We start from the raw sequence: 1655 nt of genomic DNA, 5'->3' as shown, positions 1-1655 counted from the left end.
GGGTCGGCCGGGACGGGGGGAAGCTCGGTGGTGTCCGACATCGTGTCGGCGGCGTGGGACTTGGGGTCCGCGGGAGTGGTCGGGTCGGTCATCGCGTAGCTCCTCGGACGTGCGGGGTCGCGGGGTGCGGATGGTTCTGATCGTTCCACATCAGGACAAGCCGGCCCCGCGGGGTAGCCGAACGCACAGATGCCCGCCGCCCGGGCAACCGGGAGACGGGCATCTGAGACCAGCGCTCAGAGTGTCGCGACGACCTTGACCGCATCGGACTCGTCCGCGTTCCAGACGATCTCGCCGGTGATCCGGCCGGCGGCGCGCAGGTCCGGCTCGGCGCGCTCGGCGAGGGTCAGCCGGGCGGCCGGGCCGGTGACCTCGACCTTGGAGACCTCGGTCTTCATCGACACCTGCGCCTCGGACTTCGCGCCGCGGATCCCGGCGAGCACCTCGGACACCGCGTCCAGCACCTCGGCCGGCTGCTCCGCCACCGCGAGGTCACCGTCCGGCGTCGGCCACGACGACCGGTGGATCGAACCCTCCTGCCACCACGACCAGACCTCCTCGGTCGCGAACGGCAGGTACGGCGCCAACAGCCGCAACTGGACCGACAACGCGACAGCGAGCGCGGCCTTCGCGGAAGCAGCCGGGGTCTCACCCTGACCGCCGTACGCGCGCTCCTTGACCAGCTCGACGTAGTCGTCGCAGAACGTCCAGAAGAACCGCTCCGCGATCTCCAGCGCACCGGTGTAGTCGTACCGCTCGAAGGCCGCCGTGGCATCCGCGACGACCGACCGCAGCCGCTGCAGCATCGCCAGGTCGACCGGCTCGGTCACCGCACCGGTGTCGACCGTCGTCGCCCCGAACCCGAGGACGAACTTCGACGCGTTCAGCACCTTGATCGCCAGCCGCCGGCCGACCTTCATCTGCGACTCGTCGAACGGCGAGTCCAGCCCCGGCCGCGCCATCGCCGCGCGCCAGCGGACCGCGTCCGAGCCGAACTTCTCCAGGATCTCCGACGGCACGACCGCGTTGCCCTTGGACTTCGACATCTTCTTGCGGTCCGGGTCGACGACGAACCCGGAGATCATCGACCGCGCCCACGGCAGCGTGCCGTTCTCGAAGTGCGCGCGGACCACGCGGGAGAACAGCCAGGTGCGGATGATCTCGTGGGCGTGCGTGTTCAGGTCCATCGGGAACGTACGGCGGAACAGGTCGTCGTCGCGCTCCCACCCGCAGACGATCTGCGGGGTCAGCGAGGACGTCGCCCAGGTGTCCATCACGTCGGGGTCGGCCTCGAACCCGCCCGGCTTGCCGCGCTGGGACTCGTCGTACCCGCGGGGCGCCTGCGAGGTCGGGTCGATCGGCAGCTCGGCCTCGGACGGCATCAGCGGGTGCTCGTAGTCCGGCTCGCCGTCGTGGTCGAGCGGATACCAGACCGGGAAAGGGACGCCGAAGTACCGCTGGCGGGAGATCAGCCAGTCGCCGTTCAGGCCCTCCACCCAGTTCAGGTAGCGGTGCCGCATGTGCTCGGGGACCCAGGCGAGCTCGTTGCCGCGCTCGAGGAACTCCTGCTTGAGGCCCGCGTCCCGGCCGCCGTTGGTGATGTACCACTGGCGGGTGGAGACGATCTCGAGCGGCTTGTCGCCGTTCTCGTAGAA

General features: G+C 70.2%; 1 protein-coding gene. It reads right to left on the bottom strand.

What is annotated here, in order from left to right:
* Positions 1-236 precede the first annotated feature (236 nt).
* Positions 237-1655 (bottom strand): class I tRNA ligase family protein (locus VFF46_RS32415; protein ID WP_325041049.1); only part of this gene is annotated, 1419 nt, incomplete at its 5' end.

Origin of the sequence: Kribbella sp. (assembly GCF_035655035.1) — a bacterium.
In the GTDB taxonomy this organism is placed as follows: domain Bacteria; phylum Actinomycetota; class Actinomycetes; order Propionibacteriales; family Kribbellaceae; genus Kribbella.
Note: the sequence above shows the minus strand (reverse complement) of the source record. Positions and strands in the feature narration are given on the sequence as shown.